This window comes from Achromobacter sp. Root83 (assembly GCF_001428845.1).
Classification (GTDB): Bacteria; Pseudomonadota; Gammaproteobacteria; order Burkholderiales; family Burkholderiaceae_B; genus Achromobacter.
Genome location: NZ_LMIU01000025.1, coordinates 298,107 through 316,276 on the forward strand (window position 1 = coordinate 298,107; position 18,170 = coordinate 316,276).

Below are 18,170 nucleotides of genomic sequence, written 5' to 3' on the forward strand. Positions count from 1 at the left end.
GGCGGTGGGAAGTTTGAAAGCCGGGCGCTTACTGATCGCCCTTGAGCTCGACGTCGCTGGGCCTGGGGTACTGCGACACGGTGGGCGCGAGCGGCAGCCACAGCACGGATGCGAGTCCGACCCCGCCCTGCCCGTTGGGTTCGCCGTCGCGCAGTTCGATGTCGCCATCGTTGCGCCTCGCGTAGGCCCGCGCGATCGCCAGCCCCAGGCCGGAGCCCGAGGACGCCACGGGCTTGTCCGTGCCCACGCGTTCGAAGCGCGCGAAGGCGCGCACGCGCAAGACCGGGTCCAGGCCAGGACCGTTGTCGGACACGGCGACCTCGGCGCGGCTTTCCTGCCGGCAGACGGATACGGTGATGCGCGCGCCGGCGGGTGCATAGTGGATCGCGTTGTGCACCAGGTTCGATAGCGCCTCGTGCAGTTCGGCCTCGTTGCCGGACACCGGGACCGGCGTTTCCAGCCCCTCTTCGGAGCCCGCCTGCACCCACCCCAGGTCCTGCTGCTTCTCGTGCGCCAGCGGCAGGTACTGCAGCACGACTTCGCGGGATACGGCGTTCATGTCCAGCAACTGCCGTGGCAGCGGATCGGCCTGGTTGGCGTGCGCAAGCGACAGGAGCTGCTCGGTCAGGCGGCGGGTGCGGCCCAGTTGGTCGACGATGGCGCGCAGGCCCTCTTGCGCGCGCGCGGGGTCCGGTTCGCGCAGCGCGTATTGCGCCTGCGTCAGCATGATGGCCAGCGGCGTGCGCAATTGGTGGGAGGCGTCGGCCAGGAAGTGCGACTGTTCGTCCAGCACCCGCCGATAGCGGGCGATATGGTGATTGACGGCTTCGACCAGCGGCGCGACTTCGCTGGGCACGCGCGAGGCGTCCAGCGGCGTCAGGTCGTCCGGGCGGCGCCCCCGGATGTCCGCGCGCAGCCTGCGCAGCGGCTTGAGGGCCCACGACACCCCCCACCAGACCAGCACGACGACCAGCGCGAGCATCCGCGCGTCGCGCAGGATTTCCTGGCGCCGCGCGTTGTTCTCGGCCTCGATGCGCTTGCCGGTGCTTTCCGCCACGACGACCAGCACCTGGCGATGCTGGCCCTGGTAATAGAGGTCGCGCACGACCGACACGACGCGTACCGGATCGTTGCGGTACACGCTGTCGTAGAAGATGGGCTGACCGTTAGAACGAGGCCAGCTAGGGGGCCGCGGCATTTCCGGCATGCCCAGCAGGGTCTTGCCTTGAGCGGCGGGCACGGCGGCGCCGTCCGGCAGGGGCGGATCGATTTCTTCGATGCGGAAATACTTGCGCAGGCCCGCGCGGGATTCGAGCATGACCTGCGCGTAAAGCGGCGTGGCCACCTGGAGATTGCCCTCGGGCGTGAACTCGAGGCTGCTTTCCAGCACGCGCGCGGGCTCCACCAGCGCGCTGTCGTAGGCTTCGTTGGTGATCTCGGCCAAGGTGCGGTAGTCGTTCAGGCTGTCGATGACCAGCAGTACCACCACGCCCGGCAGCAGCAGGATGATCAGCAGCGCGCGGATGCCGACGCGCGGCAGTCCCGGGATCCGCAAGCTCACTTAGGGCCTGTGCACATTGAGAGCGCCTCGCATGGCCCTTAGGGTTCCGCGGACTCGCTGGCCACGCTTTCCAGCATGTAGCCGAGTCCGCGCACGGTCACGATGCGGACGTCGCTGCCGGCGAGCTTCTTGCGCAAGCGGTGCAGCACGACTTCGATGGCGTCCGGATTGGCTTCGCTGTCGTGCGTGAAGACCTTGCCGAACAACTGCGACTTGTCCACCGGATAGCCGCTGCGGGTCAGCAAGGCGGCCAGCGCGGCATGTTCGCGCGGGGTCAGGAACAGGAGCGAGCCGTCCAGGGTGAAGGCGCGGCTTTCGCTGTCGTAGGACAGTGAGCCGCATTGCAGGCGCGGATGCTGGCGGCCGCGGCTGCGGCGCACCAGCGCGGTCAGCCGGGCTTCGAGTTCTTCCAGCGCGAAGGGCTTGGTCAGGAAATCGTCCGCGCCCAGGTTCAGGCCGCGCACCCGGTCTTGCAGCGCGCCCTGGGCGGTCAGCAGCAGGACGGGCGTGCGGTCGTCGCGGTTGCGCATTTCGCGCAGGACCACCAGCCCGTGCTTGTCGGGCAGGCGCAGGTCCATGACGATGGCGTCGTATTCCGTGCCCGCCATGAACGCTTCAGCGGTACGGGCGTCCGCCGCGTGGTCCGGCACGAATCCGCTCTGGGCGAGCGCGCGCATCAACCAGGACGCCATGTCCCGTTCGTCTTCAACCAGCAATATGCGCATGACCGTCCGTTCCTTCGGGCAAATTCTCTGCCGCCCGCTGACCATGCACACGCTGGCGCAGATAGCGGGTTTCGTGATGACGCCGAAAGAGGATAGCCGACAACTCGTTCAACGCCTGGGTATAGACGTCGCGCTTGAACTCGATGACAGCGTCCAGGGGTACCCAATACTGGCTCCAGCGCCAGGCATCGAATTCCGGATGCTGCGTCGCGCGCAAGCACACGTCACTGTCACGGCCCACCAGGCGCAACAAGAACCAAATCTGTTTTTGTCCTTTATAGTGGCCACGCCACTCACGCCGGACAAAGTGATCGGGCACGTTATAACGTAACCAATCGCGTGTACGCCCCAAAATACGGACATGCTCGGGCTTCAAGCCCACTTCTTCATGGAGTTCGCGATACATGGCCTGCACCGGGCTTTCGCCATATTTGATGCCGCCCTGGGGGAACTGCCATGCATGTTCCCTGATACGCTTGCCCCAAAAGACCTCGTTTCTAGTGTTGACGAGAATGATGCCGACATTGGGGCGGTAGCCTTCGCGGTCAAGCATGGGCCACCCCCACCGAATTCAATACAATTACGGTCGATTATACGTATCTGCTGCCACCTTTAAACATGCGCGCATCCAACTACCACATCAACACCCTGAAAGAAGCCCCTTCCGAAGCCGAAGTCGCCAGCCACCAGCTGATGACCCGCGCCGGGATGATCCGCAAGCTCGCGGGCGGCATCTACACCTACATGCCTCTGGGCCTGAAGATCATCCGCAAGGTGGAGGCCATTGTCCGCGACGAAATGAACGCGGCGGGCGCCATCGAACTGCTGATGCCGGTCGTCCAGCCCGCCGAACTCTGGCAGGAATCGGGCCGCTGGGAGCAATACGGCGCGGAACTGCTGCGCATGAAGGACCGGCACCAGCGCGATTTCGTGCTGCAGCCCACGTCCGAGGAGGTCATTACGGACATCGCCCGCAATGAAATCCACAGCTACCGCCAGCTGCCGCTGAATTTCTATCACATCCAGACCAAGTTCCGCGACGAACGCCGTCCGCGCTTCGGCCTGATGCGCGGCCGCGAATTCACCATGAAGGACGCCTACTCCTTCGACCGCGACGAAGCCGGCGCCCAGCGCAGCTACGACATCATGTTCGACGCCTACATGCGCATTTTCGGCCGCCTGGGCCTGGAATTCCGCGCGGTGGCGGCCGACACGGGCTCGATCGGCGGTACGCGCAGCCATGAATTCCAGGTCATCGCCGACACGGGCGAAGACCTGCTGGTCTACAACGCGGATTCCGACTACGCCGCGAACATCGAACTCGCCGAAGCCGCTTCCCTTTACCCGGTGCGCGCCGAGGCCGCCGAACCCATGGCGGACGTGGCGACGCCGGGCGCCGCCAAATGCGAGGACGTGGCCAAGCTCCTGGAGCTTCCGCTGGAACGCACGATCAAGTCGATCGTCCTGGCCACCGACGGCGACAAGGGCAAGGTCGACATCTGGCTGCTGCTCCTGCGCGGCGACCACGAACTCAACGAGATCAAGGCCGGCAAGCTGCCGGGCCTGGCGGGCTTCCGTTTCGCCACGGAAACCGAGATCGTCGAACACTTCGGCTGCAAACCCGGCTACCTGGGCCCCGTCAAGACCGCCAAGCCCGTCCATGTGATCGCCGACCGCACGGTCGCCAACATGGCCGACTTCGTCTGCGGCGCCAACCGCGAAGACTTTCACACCCGGGGCGTGAACTGGGGCCGCGATCTGCCCGAGCCCGAGCTGGTCGCCGATCTGCGCAACGTGGTGGCTGGCGACCCGTCGCCCGACGGCAAGGGCACGCTGTCGATTCAGCGCGGCATCGAAGTGGGCCACGTTTTCTACCTGGGCAAGAAGTACTCGGAAGCCCTCAAGGCCACGTTCCTGGACGAAACGGGCAAGCCGGCCGTACTGGAAATGGGCTGCTACGGCATCGGCGTCACCCGCATCGTGGGCGCCGCCATCGAACAGAACCACGACGCGCGCGGCATCATCTGGCCCCGGGCGATCGCGCCGTTCGAAGTCGTGATCTGCCCGGTGGGCTGGGGCAAAAGTGAAACGGTGCGTGACACCGCGAAAAAGCTCTATGAATCGCTGCTGGCGCGAGGGGTGGACGTCATCCTGGACGACCGCGATGCGCGTCCCGGCGTCATGTTCGCCGAGTGGGAATTGATCGGTGCGCCGCTGCGTGTAACAGTTGGAGAACGCGGCCTGAACGATGGTGTGGTGGAATTGCAGGCCCGTCGGGAAACCGAAGCAGCCAAGATTCCGGTAGAGTCCGCGCTTGAAGCCGTGCTGACGAAACTCGACACCCTTTAAACCCTAAAGTAACTACGGACTTCCCGTGTCCCGACCTGCACCATTCCCATCCGTATCGTGACCGACCCGAAGTCCGCCGAATCCCTCCTGCAAGTCCGTGTCTACTACGAAGACACGGATGCGGGCGGGGTGGTTTTCTACGCCAACTACTTGAAATTCCTGGAACGCGCCCGCACCGAGTGGTTGCGCGATCTGGGCGTCAATCAGTCCGGGCTGGCCGCCAGCGAGCAACGTCTTTTCGTTGTCCGCTCCTTGGACATGTCCTACCGGAAGCCGGCCAGACTGGACGATTTGCTTACCATACGCAGCCGAGTCACCAAACTGGGCCGCGCTTCGATACACTTCGCGCAGCGCGCGGAACGCAACGGGGAACTGCTTGCCGAAGGCAACATCCAAGTCTGTTGCGTCGATGCCGTTCACATGCGGCCGGCGGAGTTGCCGGCTGACGTTCGCGCCAAACTGGAATTCATTCAGGAATAACCATGCAAGCCACCAACGACATGTCGTTGCTTTCGCTGATTTCGCACGCCAGCGTGCCGGTCCAGCTGATCATGCTGATGCTGTTGGGCATCTCGATCATGTCCTGGACCTATATATTCGCCAAGCGAATGGCGATCAAGCGCGCCCATACCCAGACCCGCCGCTTTGAAGACGATTTCTGGTCGGGCGGCGACCTGTCCATGCTGCAGCAGGCCGTGGCCTCGCGCCGGGACGAGCAAGGCGCGCTGGCCCGCATTTTCGATGCCGGCATGACCGAATTTCTGAAGGCCCGCCGCGGCAACGCGGGCGGCGACGCCCTGCTGGACGGCCCGCGCCGCGCCATGCGCGCCGCCTACCAGCGCGAAATGGATGCGCTGGAATCCCACCTGAACTTCCTGGCTTCCGCCGGTTCGGTATCGCCCTACATCGGCCTGCTGGGCACGGTCTGGGGGATCATGCACGCCTTCATCGGCCTGTCGAACATGCAGCAGGCCACGCTGGCTTCGGTGGCCCCCGGCATCGCGGAAGCGCTGATCGCTACCGCCATCGGCCTGTTCGCCGCCATCCCCGCCGTGGTTGCCTACAACCGCTTCACGAATGACATCGATCGCATCTCGATCCGTTTCGACAGCTTCGTCGATGAATTCCTGAACATTCTGCAACGGCAGGTGCGCTGATGCCCTCGGTAAGCTCACGCGGCAGGTCCGGCCGCCGCATGAAGGCCGACATCAACGTGGTGCCGTACATCGACGTGATGCTGGTGCTGCTGGTCATCTTCATGGTGACGGCCCCCCTGATCACGCCCGGCCTGATCCAGCTGCCTTCGGTGGGCGCCGCGTCCGACGTGCCCGTCAAGCCCCTGGAAGTCCAGATCTCCGAAGACGGCAAGGTCGCGCTGCGCATGCGCGAACCCGGTGCAACCATGCAGGACATTGCGCGTACCGAGCTGGTGGCGCAGGTGCGTTCGCGGATTACGGCGGAAACCCCGGTAGTCATCGCCGCCGACGGCAAGGTGCCCTATGAGACGGTCGTGAAGGTCATGGACGAGCTGCGCACCAATGGCATCACCCGCCTGGGTCTGCTGGTGGACCAGTCCGCCGGCGGATCCCAGCCCGCACCCGAGAAAAAACGCTAACGCGCCGCCTTGCGCCGGCCTGGCCGGCGCGCCTCCCACATGACGCCACCCATTATTCGACACCGCAGCGGCCCACCGGCCACCCCGCCCAACAACGACAACCGGAATTCGCTCATTCTGGCTGTGGCGGTGCATTTGCTGCTGCTGGTCGCCCTGATCTTCGGCGTGAACTGGCGAACCGAGAACCCTGGCCCCGTCCAGGTGGAACTCTGGGCGGACGGCAACTCGCCCGACGAGCCGCCGCCCACGCCTCAGCCCGAGCCCCCGAAACCGCAGCCCAAGCCGCAGCCTCAGCCCGAGCCCGAAAAGGCGCCCGAGCCGCCGCCCCCGCCGCCGCCGCCTCCTCCGCCCGAGCCCGAACCGCAGGTTCAGCCCAAGACCGAGGAAGTCGACCCCGAGATCGCCATCCAGGAAGCCAAGAAAAAGCGCGAGCAGGAAGAAAAGGCGCGCCAGGCTGCCGAGGCCGCCAAGGAAAAGGCGCGTCTCGAAGAAGAGCGCAAGCAGGCCGAGCTGAAGGAAAAGAAGCGCCTGGAGCAAGAGCGCCAGGCTGCTGAAAAGGCCGCCGCCGAGAAGGCAGCCGCTGAGAAAGCCGCTGCCGAGAAGGTCGCCGCCGACAAGGCTGCCGCCGAGAAGAAGGCCAAGGACGACGCCGCCAAGAAGGCTGCCGCCGAAAAGGCCGCTGCTGAAAAGGCGGCCGCTGAAAAGGCCGAGAAGGCGGAAAAGGCCGAAAAGGCTGCCGCCGAGAAGGCCGCGGCTGAAAAGGCTGCCGCTGAAAAGGCCGCTGCCGAAAAGGCCGCCGCCGAGAAAGCCGCTGCCGCGAAGAAGGCCGCCGCCGACAAGGCGCTCAAGGACGCCTTCCGTAACGACGCGCTGGGCGCGGCCGGCATTCCGGGCGGCACCGCCGACCGCAATCAGGCTGGCGGCGGACGCGACAGCGGGTATGGCGCCAAGGTCCGCGCCTGCGTGCAGCCGGGGGTGGCTTATCCGCCTCAGGCCCGCAGCGGATCGCAGAATCCGACGGCGCAATACCGGGTACAGTTAGGTTCTGACGGGAAGGTCAACGGCGTCACACTGACCAGTTCTTCGGGCAACGTCGGCTTTGACCGCGCGGTCGAGACCGGCATCCGCCGCTGCAACCCCTTCCCCAAGCCCTCGACGGGCCGCTATGAACCCATCATTGACGTTGTGTACAGAATGTATGATTGACAGGAGATTGATGAATATGACTCCCGCTTATAGCCGACGAGTACCCCCCTTCGCTCTCTGGCGATCGTATGGACTCGGGCTGCTGATGGTGGCATTGGCCTGCCTGATGGCCATGAAGCCCGCCCATGCGCAGCTACGCGTCGATATTTCCGGCACCGGGGCAACCCAATATCCGGTGGCCATCGCTGATTTCGCCGTCGATGACACCCACGGCCGCGCGCTGGCCGAAGTGATCCGCGCCGACCTGACCCGCACGGGCCAGTTCCGCCTGATCAACGCCGCCGGCTCCGGCCTGAACGTCGATTCCCCCATTGCCCACGACGACTGGCGTGGCAAGGGCGCCGACTTCATCGCCTACGGCAGCATCACCCGTGGGGCCGACGGCCGCTACGACGTTCGCTACCGCCTGGCCGATACGGTCAAGAAGGCGCAACTGGACGGCGTGGCATTTTCCGGCACGGAGCAGGAACTGCGCCGCGTCGCCCACCAGATCGCTGACCGCATCTACGAAAAGATCACCGGCGTTCGCGGCGTGTTCTCTACCCGTATTGCGTATGTGCTGAAGAAAGGCGCCACCTACGAACTGCAGGTCGCCGATGCCGACGGCCAGAATCCGCAGGTCGCCCTGCGTTCGCGCGAGCCGATCATCTCGCCGGCCTGGTCGCCCGATGGCGCGAAGCTCGCCTATGTGAGCTTCGAGTCCGGCAAGCCTGTCGTCTACGTGCACACATTGGCTACCAGCGCCCGCGCTCCCGTCGCCAACTTCAAGGGCAACAACAGCGCACCCGGCTGGTCGCCCGACGGCGGCAAGCTTGCGGTGGCGCTGACTCGTGACGGTTTGTCGCAAATTTACGTCGTTAATGCGGCCGACGGATCGAATCCGACCCGAGTTACGCGTTCTCCCGGGATTGACACCGAACCGAGCTTTACGCCCGACGGCGCTTCCATTATCTTTACGAGTGACCGCAGCGGCGGGCCGCAAATCTATCAGACCGGCTCGACAGGCGGCGAAGCTCGCCGTCTCACGTTTAATGGTGGTTACAACATATCACCCCGAATTTCCCCCGATGGATCGACGCTGCTGTACGTTGCAAGACGAGACGGCGCGTTTCGAATCGCATCCTTGAACCTGTCCACTGGCGCCGAAGCCTTGCTGACTGATGGTCGTGACGATCAGTCGCCTAGCTTTGCGCCAAACGGCATGCAAGTCCTTTACGCCGCCATCCAAAATGGACGTAGCGTGCTTGCTGGTGTATCGAGCGATGGCCGCGTACGACAGACGCTTTCGGTACTGAACGGGGAAATACGTGAACCGACTTGGGGCCCATTTACCCGATAACACGTGTGACTCTCTTTGCAAAGGAACTATCATGAAGTCGCGCATTGCCAAAAGCCTAACCATCGCCGCTCTGGCCGCCACCCTGGCAGCTTGCAGCTCCGTCCCTCTCGACGATAAAGCGGGTCAGGGCGGAGGCGCTGGCCAAGGATCCTCGGCCTCTGGCCAGATCCTTGATCCCTTTAATCCCCAAAGCATCCTGGCGCAACAGCGCTCGGTGTACTTTGATTTCGACAGCTACACCGTGTCGGACCAATACCGCGGCCTGGTCGAAACCCACGCCAAGTACCTGGCCTCGCACCAACAGCAGAAGGTCAAGATCGAAGGCAACACCGACGAACGTGGCGGTGCTGAGTACAACCTGGCCCTGGGCCAGCGTCGTGCCGACGCCGTGCGTCGCATGATGACCCTGCTGGGCGTCAGCGACAACCAGATCGAAACCATCAGCTTCGGCAAAGAAAAGCCGCGCTCGACGGGTACGACTGAAGCCGACTTTGCCGAAAACCGCCGCGCCGATATCAACTATCTGCGTTAAGCTTTTCGCTTAGTCTAGAGCCCTACCACGCGTCGGGACGGTCAGCCGGCCGTCCCGACGCTTGTTTTTATACCCGGGAAATATTCATGCGCGATAACGTTCTGTCCCTGCGTCCCCTGATTGTGGCCACTGGTCTGGTGCTTGCCGCCCTGACCGCGCCCGCTCACGCTTTTTCCGATGATGAGGCCCGCAAGGCCATCCTGGATTTGCGCCAGCAGGTTCAGCAGCAGAACGAGCAAAGCCAGCGCGCCAAGCTACAACTGGCAGACCAGATTCAGGCCTTGCAACAGGAAGTCGCCCAATTGCGCGACCAGCTCGAACTGGTGTCGCGCCAGCAGCCCAGCGCCAAGCCGGGCGCCGCTGCGGGCGGTTCGAACCCGCCGGGCGCGTCCGCCGGAGACCCCCAGGAACAATCCGCCTATGACGGCGCCATGGACCTGTTCCGCAAAGGCCAGTACAAGGATGCGGCCGAATCGCTGGCCGCCTTCACCGCGCTTTATCCGAACAGCCAGCTTGCCCCCAGCGCCCAGTTCTACCAGGGCAGCAGCCGCTACGCGCTGAAGGACTTCAAGGGCACCATCGAGCAGTTGAACGCCATGGTCCAGAAAGCCCCGGACAATGCCCGCGCCCCTGACGCCCTGTTGATCATCGCCGGCAGCCAGATCGAACTGAACAACCGCGCCGGCGCCAAGGCGACGTTGCAGCGTATCGTCCGCGACTACCCGACCACGCCGGCCGCCAGCACGGCCAAGAGCCGGCTGCAACTGCTGCAGTAATGCGGCAAGCCGCAAGCGCGGTCGCCGCGTACCGGCACATCCTTCGCCGCCGGGCAGGGCTTATCGCCCTGCTCCTGGCGGCGATTTTCATTGCGCTACTGATCGACTTCACCGTGGGCCCGTCGGGCCTGCCGTGGCGCGACCTCTGGCAGACCCTGACTTCCCCCGCCCAGGCAGATCCGACCTACCGTGTGATCGTCTGGGATATCCGCCTGCCTTCGGCCCTGATGGCCGCGCTGGTGGGGATGGCGCTGGGACTGGCGGGCGCAGAGATGCAGACCATCCTGAACAATCCGCTGGCAAGTCCGTTCACGCTGGGCGTGTCATCGGCCGCCGCGTTCGGCGCGTCGCTGGCGATCGTGCTGCAACTGGGCCTGCCGGGCATCGCGGGCGCCTGGCTGATAGCGGCCAACGCCTTTTTGTTCGCCTTGCTGGCGGCGCTGCTGCTGGACGCCGTGGCCCGATGGGGCGGCATGAATACGTCGGGCGTGGTGCTGTTCGGCATCGCCATGGTGTTTACCTTCAATGCGCTGGTGTCGCTGGTGCAATTCACGGCCAGCGCAGAAGCCCTGCAGAATCTGGTGTTCTGGACGATGGGCAGCCTGGCGCGTTCGAGCTGGTGGACCGTCGGCGTGCTGGCGCTGGCATTCGCGCTTGCCCTGCCCATGGCCATGCGGCAATCCTGGAAGCTGACCGCGCTGCGCCTGGGCGAAGACCGCGCCGCGAGCTTCGGCGTGGACGTGCGCCGCGTGCGGGTCGGGGCGCTGGCGCGGGTAAGCCTGCTGTCGGCGCTGGCCGTGGCCTTCGTCGGCACCATCGGCTTCATCGGCCTGGTCGCGCCGCATATCGCGCGCCGGCTCTTTGGCGAGGACCACCGGTTCTATCTGCCGGGCAGCGCGCTGGTGGGCGCGGTGATCCTGTCGCTGGCCTCCATCGCATCCAAGAACCTCGTGCCCGGCGTCGTCGTGCCGGTGGGCATCGTGACAGCCTTGGTGGGCATTCCCTTCTTCGTGTCCGTCGTGCTGCGCAGGCAACTGCCATGACGGCCCCCGCCGACGCGTTGCGCAAGCCCGAACTGGCCGTGGAGGGCCTCACGGCCGGATACGGACGCCAGGACGTCCTGCACGGCCTGTCGATACCCGCACTGGCGGCGGGCGAAGTCACGGCGCTGCTGGGGCCGAACGGCAGCGGCAAATCGACCCTGCTCAAGGCCGTGGCCGGCCTGGTCCGCGCGCGCGCCGGCCGGGCATCGCTCGACGGCCTGGACCTGACCCGCCTGAATCACGGCGAACGCGCCCGCCATGTGGTGTACCTGCCCCAAAGCCTGCCGGCGGCCGTGCATCTGCGGGTGTTCGAGTCGGTGCTGGTGGCGGCCAGGGCCAGCGACCGCGTGGCGGGTCCCGTGGATCTGCAGGCCATCGACCGGCTGCTGGAACGGCTGGGCATCGGGCATCTGGCGCTGCATTACCTGGACGCGCTGTCCGGCGGACAGAAGCAGTTGGTGGGCCTGGCGCAGGCGCTGATCCGCCATCCCCGCGTGCTGCTGCTGGACGAGCCCCTGTCGGCGCTGGACCTGAATTACCAGTTCCACGTCATGCGGCTTTTGAAACAGGAAACCCGGGACCACGGCCTGATCAGTCTGATCGTCCTGCATGATCTGAACGTGGCGCTGCAGCACGCCGATCAGGCCGTGATGATCCACGAGGGGCGGCTGCACGCCGCGGGCGCGCCCGCCGACGTGATCACGCCGGCCTCACTGGCGGCGGTTTATAGCGTGCAGGCACGGGTGGAGGCCTGCTCCCTGGGAAGGCGGCAGGTGCTGATCGACGGACTGGACGAGCACCCCGGATGATCCGCGGCCCTGCCGCGATCAGGCGCGCTGGGCCACGTCCACCACCGGTGCGCCGGTCATGCCCGCCAGTTGCGCCGGCGTCAGGTTGAACACGGCGTGCGGGTGGCCGGCGGCGGCCCACAGGCTGTCGTAATTGAACAGGTCCGCATCCAGCAGCATCACCGGCTTGACCGCATGGCCGATGGGGCAGACGCCGCCGATTGCGTAGCCGGTCATGTCGCGCACGAACTTGGCGTCTGCCTTGGCCAGCGCGCCCACTTGCGCCGCCACCTTGGTCTCGTCCACGCGGTTGGCGCCGCTGGCGATGACGAGCACCGGGGCGTTGTCGGCGGCGCGCCGGAATATGATGGACTTGGCGATCTGGGCGACCTCGCAGCCCAGCCCCGCCGCCGCTTCCGCCGAGGTCTTGCCCGTTTGGGGCAAAACCACCACGGGTTTGTCGTGCCCCAGTTCCAGCAACAGGCGGGCCACGCGCTGGGCGGATTCGGGCAAGGCGGCAAGAGACTCTGGGGACATCTGGGTGAACTCCGTTCAAGGGCTCGGGCGCGCGGACCCCGCGCCCGCACAGGCTGGAGCCGAGTTTATCAGCGTCGAACGGCGTCACCGTCCAGCCACGCCGGGCTAGAATGCGGACCTGGCTTTCCCTCCCGACCTCCATGCGTTCCGAACCCGTCCTGCCCCTGCAAACCGCGCCTATCGGCGGTTATGCCATGTCATACACCGAATTCGGCAGCGGCACGCCCCTGGTGCTGGTGCATGGATCGCTGTCCGACAGCCGCTACTGGAAGTCGCAGATGGCGCCGCTGGGGCAGTCGTTCCGCGTGCTGGCCGTGTGCCTGCGCCGGTACTGGCCCGAAGCCTGGGATGGCGAAGGCGACGGCTTTTCCATCGGGCAGCATGCCAGCGACGTGCTGGAGTTCATCGACACGGTGGCGGGCGGCCCGGCCCATCTGGTGGGCCATTCCCGCGGCGGACGGGTCGTGCTGGAGGCGGCGCTACGCCAGCCGGACGCCCTGCGCAGCCTGACGCTGGCCGACCCCGGCCTGCCTCTGCCCGGCGGCGGCGACGAGCGTGGCGGCTTTCGCCAGCGCGCGCTGGCGCTGATCCGCCAGGGCGAAATCGAAGAAGGCCTGGCGCTATTCGTGGACACCGTGACCGGACCGGACACCTGGCACCGCATGGTGCCGTGGTTCAAGGAGATGGTGCGCGACAACGTCGGCACGCTCTTCGGCCAGGCGCTCGAAAAGCCCGAACCCCTCACGCCGCAACAGATCGGCGGGCTGACGATACCTGTCCTGCTGATCGGCGGCGCGCTGAGTCCGGCGCCCTACCCGGCCGTGCTGGACGCGCTGTCGCAATGGCTGCCGCATGCCCATCGCGTGACCATCACCGGCTCGTCGCACGGCATGAACCTGGGCAATCCGCGCGCCTTCAATGGCGCCATCCAGGAATTCATCGGGGGCTGAGACCCCTGCCCGTCAGGGTTCGACCGAAGGCGTGTGCTTCAGACGGCGCAGCACGAATGTGGAGCGGCTATGCCGCACGCCGCGCAGCTTGTACAGGCGTTTGCGCAGGAATTCCTCGTAGCCCTCGGTGCCCGCCACGGCCACCTTGATCAGGTAGTCGTACTCGCCCGTCACCAGAAAGGCTTCGACTACCTCCGGCAGGCGGGTGATCTCTTCGCCGAAGCGCGCCAGCGTCTCGTCGTCGTGATGCTCCAGCGTCACTTCGATCATCACCGTATCCGGCAAACCCAGCGCCTTCTGGTTCAGCAAGGCCGCATAGCCTTCGATCACCCCCGCCTCTTCCAGCGCCTTGACCCGGTTCCAGCAGGGCGTGGGCGACAGGCCGACCCGCTCGGCCAGTTTCAGGTTGGTGAGCCGCCCGTCCGCGCGCAGGGCGCGCAGGATCTTGCGGTCGGTTTCGTCGATTTTGGGCGGATTGGACATGATGGCGGGTAAAAAAAGAGAATATCTCTGTAATAAACAATTTTACAGGAAGTATATTTTTCAAAATACGGTGATCCGGCGTGATTCAGGAAACCTATTTTGTCCGGCCGCCCGTAGACTTTCCAGCAAGACGGGCACATATCCCGCCCGTCGGTTTTCGGCGTTCACGCTGCGGCACAACCCGGCGCCAGCGCCGCAGTTCCCACGCAGCAATCCGCGCGCCGATCCGCGCGGCTGGAAACCATGTCCCACGCAGCAGCAGCATCCGCAAGAACCGGCCTGGGCCTGTCCGGCGCCCTCATGCTTCTTTCCGCCCCGGCGCTGTTCGCCTCGAACATGGTGGCGGCCCGTTGGGCCCATGACGCCAGCCTCCCCCCTGTCTTTCTGGCCTTCGGCCGATGGCTGATCGCCCTGCTGATCCTGCTGCCGCTTGCCGCCCCCGCCTTGCGCGCGCATCGCAAGGCATTGTGGCGAGGACTGCCCTCGCTCTTGCCCTTGGCGGTGCTGGGCATGGGCGTGGCGGTGGCGCCGCAGTACATCGGCGCCCAATCCACCAGCGCCACCAACATCGCACTGATATTTTCGTGCAGCCCCATCCTGGTGGCGTTGTTGGAGGCCCTGATCTTGCGCAAGCCCCTGTCGGCGGTGCGCGCGGCCGGACTGGCGCTGGCCCTGGGCGGCGTGCTGGTCGTGCTTGCGCGCGGCGACGCGCAGACGCTCGCCCGGCTGGCGTTTGGACAGGGCGACTTCTGGATCCTGCTGGCAGCGACCGGCTGGGCGTTCTATACCGTGCTGCAAAAGCGCCTGACCCTGCCTGCCGTGCCGGACAGCGCGCGGTTGGCCACGCTGATGCTGGGCGGCGTGCTGGCCTTGGCGCCCTTTGCCGCCATCGAGGCCGCGAGCGGCACGGCCCCGCCCTGGACGGATCCGCGCCTGGCGGCCGTGCTGCTGTTCCTTGCGGTGGTGCCCAGCCTGGGCGCGTATTACGTGTATGGCCGGCTGATCAGCCAGGCCGGCCCGGCGACCGCGGGCCTGTCCATGTTCCTGGTGCCGGTGTATGCGGCGCTGCTGGCGTGGCCGCTGCTGGGCGAAGCCCCCCAGCTATTCCACGCCTACGGCTTCGTGATGATCCTGCTGGGCGTGAAGCTGGCCTCGGCGCGGGTGCGCACGGCGGCGGCCACGGCCGCCGCCCCCGCCTGAGGCCGGAACACAGCCAGCTTAGCGGGCCGCTCCCTGGGCCGCGATGACTTCCTGCGCGACCTGGCGCGGCGCCTCGGCGTAGTGCTTGAACTCCATGGTGTATGTCGCGCGCCCCTGCGTCAGCGAACGCAGCGAGGTCGAATACCCGAACATCTCGGCCAACGGCACCTCGGCGCGCACCACCTTGCCGCCGCCTCCCGCGATGTCTTCCATGCCCTGCACCATGCCGCGGCGGGATGACAGGTCGCCCATGACGTTGCCGGTGAAGTCCTCGGGCGTTTCCACCTCGACGTGCATCATCGGTTCCAGGAGCACGGGATCGGCACGGCGCATGCCTTCCTTGAACGCCATCGAGCCCGCCATCTTGAAGGCGTTTTCGTTCGAGTCCACGTCGTGGTAAGAACCGAAGAATAGCGTCGCCTTCACATCCACGACGGGGTAGCCAGCCAGCACGCCGGCGTTGAGAGATTCACGGATGCCCTTGTCGACCGCCGGAATGAATTCACGCGGCACCACGCCGCCCTTGATGGCATCGACGAACTCGTAGCCCTTGCCGGGTTCCTGCGGCTCAAGCTTCAGCACCACATGCCCATACTGGCCGCGGCCGCCGGATTGCTTGACGAACTTGCCCTCGACCTCGTTGCAGGCCTTGCGGATGGTTTCGCGGTACGCCACCTGCGGCTTGCCCACCGTGGCTTCGACGCCGAACTCGCGCTTCATGCGGTCGACCAGGATTTCCAGATGCAGCTCGCCCATGCCGGAGATGATGGTCTGTCCGGATTCCTCGTCGGTGCGCACGCGGAAGGAGGGATCCTCCTGCGCCAGCCTGCCCAGCGCAATGCCCATCTTTTCCTGGTCGGCCTTGGTCTTGGGTTCCACGGCCTGCGAGATAACGGGCTCGGGGAACACCATGCGTTCCAGGATGATGATGTGCGACGGATCGGTCAGCGTGTCGCCAGTGGTGACGTCCTTGATGCCGACGGCCGCAGCGATATCGCCCGCGTAGACCTCGGTGATCTCGCGACGCTCGTTGGCGTGCATCTGCAGGATGCGCCCCAGGCGTTCCTTTTTTTCCTTGATGGGGTTGAAGACCGAATCGCCGGATTTCACCACGCCTGAGTAGACGCGGAAGAACACCAGCTGGCCGACGAAGGGATCTGTCATGATCTTGAACGCCAGCGCGGAGAACGGCTCGTTGTCGGCCGGATGGCGCTCGATCTCGTGATCGCGCTGGTCATGGCCCTTGATGGCGGGCACGTCCAGCGGCGACGGCATGTAGTCGATGACGGCGTCCAGCATGGCCTGCACGCCCTTGTTCTTGAAGGCGCTGCCGCACAGCATCGGAACGATCTCGTTGGCGACCGTGCGGATGCGCAGGCCCTCTTTGATCTCGGCTTCGGTCAGGGGTTCGCCCGACAGGTACTTTTCAAGCAGGGTTTCATTGGCCTCGGCGGCCTTCTCGACCATCTTGTCGTGCCATTCCTGCGCTTGCGCCTTCATGGACTCGGGGATCTCTTCGTATTGGAACTTCACGCCCTGGCTGGCGTCGTCCCAGATGATCGCCTTCATCTTGACCAGGTCGATGACGCCTTCGAAGTGGTCCTCGGCTCCCACGGGCAACTGGATGGGCACGGCGTCGCCTTTGAGGCGCTCGGCAATCTGGCGATGCACACGCAGGAAGTCCGCGCCGACGCGGTCCATCTTGTTGACGAATGCCAGGCGCGGCACCTTGTACTTGTTGGCCTGCCGCCAGACGGTCTCGGATTGCGGCTGCACGCCGCCCACCGCGTCGTAGACCATGACGGCGCCATCCAGCACGCGCATGGACCGCTCGACTTCGATGGTGAAGTCCACGTGGCCGGGCGTGTCGATGATGTTGATGCGATGTTCCGGGTAATTGCCCGCCATGCCCTTCCAGAAAGCGGTGGTGGCGGCCGACGTGATGGTGATGCCGCGTTCCTGCTCTTGCTCCATCCAGTCCATCACCGCGGCGCCGTCGTGCACTTCGCCGATCTTGTGAGTAATGCCGGTATAGAAGAGGATGCGCTCGGTGGTCGTGGTTTTGCCTGCATCAATATGGGCGCTGATGCCGATATTGCGATAAAGCTCGATGCGCGTCTTGCGAGTCATGGCCTCTTCCCTAGCGGTGAACTACCTGGCAAAACGGCAAGCCCGACCGGGCCTTGCCGCGGCGGGCGCCATGCCGCGTGCAGTGCTTGGGTGTTGCGAAACCGCGCCCGCGCTGATGGGTAAATATTACGCGCCGCGCGGCAAGATACAAGCCTGGAAAGGGCTTGTGCGCGGATATCGGCGGGGCCATGGGTTTGCCCCGATCATACGAAGGTATGGATGCCGCCGGGCGCAATGGCGCCGGCCACCGGGCAGAGCGGGCGCGACCTGCGGCCAAGAAAAGGGACATATGATTCGACGCCGCCACACGATGCGCCGCGCACGAAAAAAAGCCCCTCTTAAGCGAGGGGCCTCGGGGCCATGCATCGGCGCGTCGCGCGCGCCGGCGCATCGCGGTTATTTCTTGTCTTCCTTGACGCGGTATACCAGCACCGCGGTGCTGGCCAGCGACAGCACCTTGGCGGTGACGCTGCCGAGCAGCAGGCGCGACAGGCCGCTGCGGCCATGGCTGCCGATGAAGATCAGGTCGCAGCCGGCGTCGCCGGCAGCCTGCACGATGCCGTCGGCCACATTGAAGTTGGAGACGGCACGGGATTCGGATTTCACGCCGGCGGTGTCGGCGCGGTCGTGGATTTGCTTGAGGTACTTGTCGGCTTGCTCGGCGGAGGCTTTTTCGTAGTCTTCGTCGGTAATGGCATAGGCCGCGGCCATGCCGTCAAAGCCGATCGTGGCCGCGAACGGCTGGGTCACGTAGAGGGCCACGACTTCGGCGCCCACGGAACGTGCAAAGCAAATACCCGCGTTGGCGGCTTGCGCCGAGAGCGGTGAACCGTCGGTGGGAATCAGGATCTTCTTGAACATCTTGCCTGCTCCTGTTTGAGAGGAATCTTTATGCTACCGGAAAGCCGCCAGGTTCACATCAACTGAACCGGGCAG

At 65.4% G+C, this 18,170-nt stretch carries 19 protein-coding genes; 12 read left to right on the forward strand and 7 right to left on the reverse strand.

The features are described from left to right. Positions 1-28 precede the first annotated feature (28 nt). Genes ASE30_RS24490 through ASE30_RS28705 form a run of 3 tightly spaced genes read right to left on the reverse strand, consistent with a single transcriptional unit; the run spans position 29 to position 2,839 of the window. Positions 29-1,561 (reverse strand): sensor histidine kinase, encoded by a 1,533-nt coding sequence (locus ASE30_RS24490; RefSeq protein ID WP_200964477.1) that lies wholly within the window; start codon positions 1,559-1,561, stop codon positions 29-31. Between the two features lie 38 nt (positions 1,562-1,599). Next, on the reverse strand, positions 1,600-2,286 hold the full coding sequence (locus tag ASE30_RS24495) for a response regulator (protein WP_056327910.1): 687 nt from the start codon (positions 2,284-2,286) through the stop codon (positions 1,600-1,602). Then, positions 2,267-2,839, reverse strand: a complete 573-nt coding sequence (locus tag ASE30_RS28705; protein WP_008157869.1) for an RNA pyrophosphohydrolase — start codon at positions 2,837-2,839, stop codon at positions 2,267-2,269. The genes ASE30_RS24495 and ASE30_RS28705 overlap by 20 nt, the downstream gene beginning before the upstream one ends. 65 nt (positions 2,840-2,904) lie before the next feature. Here ASE30_RS28705 and ASE30_RS24505 point away from each other — a divergent pair, with 65 nt between their 5' ends. The 10 genes from ASE30_RS24505 to ASE30_RS24550 all read left to right on the forward strand — a co-directional run bounded on the left by ASE30_RS24505 (position 2,905) and on the right by ASE30_RS24550 (position 11,955). Beyond that, on the forward strand, positions 2,905-4,635 hold the full coding sequence (locus ASE30_RS24505; protein ID WP_057286867.1) for a proline--tRNA ligase: 1,731 nt from the start codon (positions 2,905-2,907) through the stop codon (positions 4,633-4,635). 57 nt (positions 4,636-4,692) lie between these two features. Continuing rightward, positions 4,693-5,115, forward strand: coding sequence for a tol-pal system-associated acyl-CoA thioesterase (gene ybgC / locus ASE30_RS24510; protein WP_057286868.1), 423 nt, complete (start codon positions 4,693-4,695; stop codon positions 5,113-5,115). A 2-nt stretch (positions 5,116-5,117) separates the two neighbouring features. After that, the gene (tolQ, locus tag ASE30_RS24515) at positions 5,118-5,792 is read left to right on the forward strand and encodes a protein TolQ (protein WP_057286869.1); all 675 of its coding nucleotides are present in this window, start codon (positions 5,118-5,120) and stop codon (positions 5,790-5,792) included. Beyond that, complete coding sequence (locus ASE30_RS24520) at positions 5,792-6,250, forward strand: ExbD/TolR family protein (RefSeq protein ID WP_057286870.1); 459 nt, start codon at positions 5,792-5,794, stop codon at positions 6,248-6,250. The genes tolQ and ASE30_RS24520 overlap by 1 nt, the downstream gene beginning before the upstream one ends. Positions 6,251-6,289: 39 nt before the next feature. Further along, positions 6,290-7,456, forward strand: coding sequence for a cell envelope integrity protein TolA (gene tolA, locus ASE30_RS24525; RefSeq protein ID WP_057286871.1), 1,167 nt, complete (start codon positions 6,290-6,292; stop codon positions 7,454-7,456). Positions 7,457-7,472: 16 nt separating this feature from the next. Continuing rightward, positions 7,473-8,795 carry a Tol-Pal system beta propeller repeat protein TolB gene (gene tolB / locus ASE30_RS24530; protein WP_057287059.1) on the forward strand — a complete coding sequence of 441 codons (1,323 nt, stop codon included), beginning with the start codon at positions 7,473-7,475 and terminating at the stop codon, positions 8,793-8,795. 31 nt (positions 8,796-8,826) lie between these two features. Further along, the gene (pal, locus tag ASE30_RS24535; RefSeq protein WP_057286872.1) at positions 8,827-9,327 is read left to right on the forward strand and encodes a peptidoglycan-associated lipoprotein Pal; all 501 of its coding nucleotides are present in this window, start codon (positions 8,827-8,829) and stop codon (positions 9,325-9,327) included. Between the two features lie 86 nt (positions 9,328-9,413). Continuing rightward, positions 9,414-10,103: a tol-pal system protein YbgF gene (gene ybgF, locus ASE30_RS24540; protein WP_057286873.1), complete on the forward strand. Its 690-nt coding sequence runs from the start codon at positions 9,414-9,416 to the stop codon at positions 10,101-10,103. Then, a complete protein-coding gene (locus tag ASE30_RS24545; RefSeq protein WP_057286874.1) occupies positions 10,103-11,146 on the forward strand; it encodes an iron ABC transporter permease in 1,044 nt (347 codons plus the stop codon). The genes ybgF and ASE30_RS24545 overlap by 1 nt, the downstream gene beginning before the upstream one ends. Then, positions 11,143-11,955, forward strand: a complete 813-nt coding sequence (locus ASE30_RS24550) for an ABC transporter ATP-binding protein (protein ID WP_057286875.1) — start codon at positions 11,143-11,145, stop codon at positions 11,953-11,955. Before ASE30_RS24545 ends, ASE30_RS24550 begins: the two co-directional genes overlap by 4 nt. Positions 11,956-11,973: 18 nt before the next feature. On the opposite strand, the gene ASE30_RS24555 is transcribed toward ASE30_RS24550, so the two are convergent. Beyond that, positions 11,974-12,471 carry a YbaK/EbsC family protein gene (locus tag ASE30_RS24555; RefSeq protein WP_057286876.1) on the reverse strand — a complete coding sequence of 166 codons (498 nt, stop codon included), beginning with the start codon at positions 12,469-12,471 and terminating at the stop codon, positions 11,974-11,976. A gap of 140 nt (positions 12,472-12,611) precedes the next feature. Here ASE30_RS24555 and ASE30_RS24560 point away from each other — a divergent pair, with 140 nt between their 5' ends. Beyond that, positions 12,612-13,421 carry an alpha/beta fold hydrolase gene (locus tag ASE30_RS24560; RefSeq protein WP_057286877.1) on the forward strand — a complete coding sequence of 270 codons (810 nt, stop codon included), beginning with the start codon at positions 12,612-12,614 and terminating at the stop codon, positions 13,419-13,421. A 12-nt stretch (positions 13,422-13,433) separates the two neighbouring features. Here ASE30_RS24560 and ASE30_RS24565 read toward each other — a convergent pair whose 3' ends face one another. Beyond that, positions 13,434-13,904: an Lrp/AsnC family transcriptional regulator gene (locus ASE30_RS24565; protein ID WP_057286878.1), complete on the reverse strand. Its 471-nt coding sequence runs from the start codon at positions 13,902-13,904 to the stop codon at positions 13,434-13,436. Between the two features lie 243 nt (positions 13,905-14,147). Between ASE30_RS24565 and ASE30_RS24570 the strand changes: the two genes are divergently transcribed. Continuing rightward, a complete protein-coding gene (locus ASE30_RS24570) occupies positions 14,148-15,104 on the forward strand; it encodes a DMT family transporter (protein WP_235515341.1) in 957 nt (318 codons plus the stop codon). Positions 15,105-15,122: 18 nt separating this feature from the next. Here the strand turns inward: ASE30_RS24570 and fusA are convergent, their stop codons facing one another. Then, the gene (gene fusA / locus ASE30_RS24575) at positions 15,123-17,234 is read right to left on the reverse strand and encodes an elongation factor G (RefSeq protein WP_057286880.1); all 2,112 of its coding nucleotides are present in this window, start codon (positions 17,232-17,234) and stop codon (positions 15,123-15,125) included. Positions 17,235-17,630: 396 nt separating this feature from the next. Beyond that, entirely contained in the window at positions 17,631-18,095 is a 465-nt protein-coding gene (locus ASE30_RS24580; protein ID WP_057286881.1) for a universal stress protein, read from the reverse strand. Positions 18,096-18,170: the final 75 nt, after the last annotated feature.

Excerpts from the sequence above, each read along its gene's own strand:
- ASE30_RS24520 (WP_057286870.1), top strand. The coding sequence starts at position 5,792 with ATGCCCTCGGTAAGCTCACGCGGCAGGTCCGGCCGCCGCATGAAGGCC.
- ASE30_RS24545 (WP_057286874.1), top strand. The coding sequence starts at position 10,103 with ATGCGGCAAGCCGCAAGCGCGGTCGCCGCGTACCGGCACATCCTTCGC.
- ASE30_RS24565 (WP_057286878.1), bottom strand. The coding sequence starts at position 13,904 with ATGTCCAATCCGCCCAAAATCGACGAAACCGACCGCAAGATCCTGCGC.
- ybgF (WP_057286873.1), top strand. The coding sequence starts at position 9,414 with ATGCGCGATAACGTTCTGTCCCTGCGTCCCCTGATTGTGGCCACTGGT.
- ASE30_RS24570 (WP_235515341.1), top strand. The coding sequence starts at position 14,148 with ATGTCCCACGCAGCAGCAGCATCCGCAAGAACCGGCCTGGGCCTGTCC.
- ASE30_RS24580 (WP_057286881.1), bottom strand. The coding sequence starts at position 18,095 with ATGTTCAAGAAGATCCTGATTCCCACCGACGGTTCACCGCTCTCGGCG.
- ASE30_RS24550 (WP_057286875.1), top strand. The coding sequence starts at position 11,143 with ATGACGGCCCCCGCCGACGCGTTGCGCAAGCCCGAACTGGCCGTGGAG.
- ASE30_RS28705 (WP_008157869.1), bottom strand. The coding sequence starts at position 2,839 with ATGCTTGACCGCGAAGGCTACCGCCCCAATGTCGGCATCATTCTCGTC.
- tolB (WP_057287059.1), top strand. The coding sequence starts at position 7,473 with ATGACTCCCGCTTATAGCCGACGAGTACCCCCCTTCGCTCTCTGGCGA.
- ASE30_RS24495 (WP_056327910.1), bottom strand. The coding sequence starts at position 2,286 with ATGCGCATATTGCTGGTTGAAGACGAACGGGACATGGCGTCCTGGTTG.
- pal (WP_057286872.1), top strand. The coding sequence starts at position 8,827 with ATGAAGTCGCGCATTGCCAAAAGCCTAACCATCGCCGCTCTGGCCGCC.
- tolA (WP_057286871.1), top strand. The coding sequence starts at position 6,290 with ATGACGCCACCCATTATTCGACACCGCAGCGGCCCACCGGCCACCCCG.
- ASE30_RS24505 (WP_057286867.1), top strand. The coding sequence starts at position 2,905 with ATGCGCGCATCCAACTACCACATCAACACCCTGAAAGAAGCCCCTTCC.
- fusA (WP_057286880.1), bottom strand. The coding sequence starts at position 17,234 with ATGACTCGCAAGACGCGCATCGAGCTTTATCGCAATATCGGCATCAGC.
- tolQ (WP_057286869.1), top strand. The coding sequence starts at position 5,118 with ATGCAAGCCACCAACGACATGTCGTTGCTTTCGCTGATTTCGCACGCC.
- ASE30_RS24555 (WP_057286876.1), bottom strand. The coding sequence starts at position 12,471 with ATGTCCCCAGAGTCTCTTGCCGCCTTGCCCGAATCCGCCCAGCGCGTG.
- ASE30_RS24560 (WP_057286877.1), top strand. The coding sequence starts at position 12,612 with ATGCGTTCCGAACCCGTCCTGCCCCTGCAAACCGCGCCTATCGGCGGT.